The organism is Novipirellula sp., assembly GCF_041583735.1.
Taxonomy (GTDB): domain Bacteria; phylum Planctomycetota; class Planctomycetia; order Pirellulales; family Pirellulaceae; genus Novipirellula.
Map to the genome: position 1 here is coordinate 1 of NZ_JBFHFD010000816.1, position 3,289 is coordinate 3,289.

The following is a 3,289-nucleotide window of genomic DNA, read 5'->3' on the forward strand; positions in this document are numbered from 1 at the left end:
GTCAGCGCGGGGATTGTTAGCGCCAAAAATCGGAAACTGCCCCGCATCCGCCGTGGTCGGTTGTTGCAAACCGATGCTGCAATCAATCCAGGCAACTCGGGAGGGCCGCTCGTCGATTTGGATGGAAAGATGATTGCAATTAACACCGCCATCGCGACACGCAATGGAGGCTATCAAGGAATCGGGTTTGCCATCCCCATCAATCAAGCGAAATGGATCGCCGATGAACTTGCCGCACATGGACGCGTTCGACGTGCCGCGTTGGGGATTAGTTTGGCTGAACTCAATACCAAAGTGGCCAAGAAGGTCAATCTTCCCGTGGGGCTGGGGATCTTGGTCCATCAAGTGATCGCGGGATCGGCAGGAGCACGTGCGGGATTAAAGCCGATGGACGTGATTCTCGAATTTGCCGGGGAACGAGTACTCAATCCAAGCAACTTGCGAGAAATCATCGAGCGAAAACCGATTGGTTCGATGCAGAATGTCAAAATCTCTCGAGCGGGTAAGGAAATGACGCTGCAAGTCGAATTGGCTTCGATCGAGGATCCGACGTTACAGAAGAGCGATGAAGAAGAGAAGAAAGAGGGCGAGTCGGCAGAAGTAAAATCGGCAGAGTAATGAAACTCGCGTCGATTTTCGACGTAGCCTATTCCGACTTTGATTCCTCTTTGTTTTTTTCTTCGTCTTTGTCCGCTAACAAATCCGCGATTTCAAAGTGGCTATTGTTGCGGGCAAAGACTTCGGCGGTGTCGCCATCAATATCTTTCATCGTCTTGTCCGCGCCATGTTTCAATAGGACCTCGACGACTTTCATCTGGCCCTCGGCTGCCGCCATCATCAGCGCGGTAAAGCCTTCGGTCTCATCCTTCAAATTCACATCGGCTCCCTTTGCGATCAGCAGTTCGACGGTTTCGGGAAAGTCGCCCGATGCTGCATGAATCAGAGCCGATTTGCCTTCGGAATCTCGCTCGTCGACCTTGAAGTCGTTTCGCAGAAAGTACTTCACCACTTCGGTGTGACCGTTGTAGGCGGCCAAATGTAACGCGTTGTGGCCTCGTTCGTTTTTGACGTCGATTTGGGTGTCAGACTTGATCGCCATCTCGATCACTTGCATGTTGCCATCCAGCGCGGCCATCCAATAAGCATCATCGCTAAACTTCGGCTGGTGCGCGGGAAGTTTCTCACTGTTGGGTGTCGCAGTACCTAATATTTCGTTGTTGGGTGTCAAACCGCCCGATTCTTCTGCGGGGGATGTCTGCGGTGCTGGGGCGTCCGTGTTGGCTGTCGGTTCAGCCTTTTTCGTGTCAGAAGAACATCCGTTGAAAACGGCAAGTGAGGCCAAGGTCAACAAGAAAGAAATCGCGAGGCGTTGTGTGTTTTTCATGTTGGGAATTGTAGTCGAAAATCCAAGCGTCGGGAAATGTCCCTAAAATTCAATCAATGCCGTCACGAAATGCACCACCAAAACATACAGCGTCGTCCACAGCACCGTCGACGTGATCGCGCCGCTGACGTCGTTGGCTGACTTTTTCGGAGCCAAACCCTGGTAGTAGGCGATGCAGGCGATCCCAAACCCGCAGATCAGATTCTTGGTCAGCACCCACTCCCATCCTCGCAATAACGAGCCTTCGATCGGGACGAGATTGCGATAGAAATTCTGCTGCCAGAAATAGGGGCCCTCGTTGGGATGCGTCGACAGAAACGTCACCAAGCTGATCAGCTTCGCCGCACTCAGCGCCATCCACTCTAACATCGGAGTCGCGATCACAAACGCAATCACGATCGGCAGCAGCAGATACGTTCGCGGCTTAACCCCGAGTGTCTGAAACGCATCGACTTGACCTCCGTACCGCTTCACACCGACATCGGCGGCGACGGCGGCACCGCAGCGTGCGGCGATCAAAATCGTTGCTAGTACCGGAACCAAGATGCGGTACAACGCAAAACCAATCGAAGCCAACAGCTCGTCGATCAACAGCGGCTGTGTGTAGGCCTGGAATGGTAAAAATTCAAATGTAAAATAGGTGCTGGTGAACCCGATGATCATTCCCGCCAGAATCAGATAAAACCAGGCGGACGGACCGCCGACCAGCCGCAAATAATGCAGCACAAACCGCATCCCCCAGCGAAAGTGGGGGAAATAGGGACGCAATTCAAACGGCAAGCAGATCGCAGTCCAAATCGCTGAACCGGTCGTCGTAAAGAAATCGTCAACGCGTTGGCGAGCGAGATTGCCGAATCGTGACGCCAGTGTCGCGGTCGCTTCGTTGATGTCGGTATCGCGGAGAGCAACCGGCTGCATCCGTGCCGGGATTTGGTCCCATTGGTCATTCTCAATTCGCACCAATTTGCTGGTTTGGGAATCAAGCAACAGCACTTCGTCGGCGATCGGCAGCAGCGTTAAATAGTCATGCGTGACCACGATGCTGGTGGTGCGGTGGATTGTTTGAGTATGCCGAATCAATTCGCCAACTTTCCGTCCGCTGGCGGAATCAAGCCCGCTGGTCGGTTCGTCGTACAACAAAATATCCGGCGCAGCGGCCAGCGTGCGGGCGATCGCGAGACGTTGTTTCTGGCCTCCGCTTAGCGCCGACACCGATGTGTGGGCGGGGACGCCAAGTTCATCGACCCAAGCCTTGGCCGATTGAGATGGTGGTGTCGAGGGATCACTGCGATGATCGATGGCGAATTGGACATTGGCGGTAGGCGACAACTCGTCAAACAACGCAAATTGTTGAAACACGATGCCAACGCGGTTTAATAAGCGGGGGTGGCGGTTTTGCGAGGCATCGTCATGGCCAATCGCAATACTGCCTTGCCACGAAATCGCCTCATGATCGCGCCCGATCAATCCGGCCAATGTCCGCAGCAAGACCGATTTTCCCGCTCCGCTGGCGCCCACGATCACGGTGATTTTGCCTGCCGGAATCGTCAGCGAGGTGTCGCGAATCAACACGCGATCGGCGATCTGGATCTGCAGATCGATTAAACGTAGCGGCAATCCGTTGTCGGATGCCGCGATCTTCTCGGTTTCCGTGTCGAGACTCACTGGACGTCCTTTTCAGCGAGATACACGATCGGATACGCCATCCATTGACTGGCGACCGGAATGACACGTGGTTCGGATTCGTCGTGCTCGTCTTGAATTGGCGACGCGATGATCCAGCGGCGATCTTTGCCAAAAATCTGATTCCGCAGCACCAGGGCAAACTCGGGATCAATCCCCTCGTCTTGCGTGCCAAACAGTTCGTCGCCAATTTGTCGAAGCACAGGTTCCATTCGCCGAGAC

3 protein-coding genes and 1 pseudogene are annotated in these 3,289 nt (G+C 54.2%); 1 reads left to right on the forward strand and 3 read right to left on the reverse strand.

The annotated features are described in order from the left end of the window. Window positions 1-618 (forward strand): S1C family serine protease (locus ABX962_RS33150; RefSeq protein WP_372725964.1); only part of this gene is annotated, 618 nt, incomplete at its 5' end. Between the two features lie 28 nt (window positions 619-646). Here the strand turns inward: ABX962_RS33150 and ABX962_RS33155 are convergent. The 3 genes and pseudogenes from ABX962_RS33155 to ABX962_RS33165 all read right to left on the reverse strand — a co-directional run. After that, the gene (locus ABX962_RS33155; protein ID WP_372725965.1) at window positions 647-1,384 is read right to left on the reverse strand and encodes an ankyrin repeat domain-containing protein; all 738 of its coding nucleotides are present in this window, start codon (window positions 1,382-1,384) and stop codon (window positions 647-649) included. Window positions 1,385-1,426: 42 nt separating this feature from the next. Continuing rightward, a complete protein-coding gene (locus tag ABX962_RS33160) occupies window positions 1,427-3,049 on the reverse strand; it encodes an ABC transporter permease (protein WP_372725966.1) in 1,623 nt (540 codons plus the stop codon). Continuing rightward, window positions 3,046-3,289 (reverse strand): annotated as a pseudogene (locus ABX962_RS33165) (hypothetical protein); the annotation flags it as partial. The gene ABX962_RS33160 and the pseudogene ABX962_RS33165, both read right to left, overlap by 4 nt.

What these genes read in the sequence shown, in the direction of transcription:
- ABX962_RS33155 (WP_372725965.1), bottom strand. Translation starts at nt 1,384, where the DNA reads ATGAAAAACACACAACGCCTCGCGATTTCTTTCTTGTTGACCTTGGCC.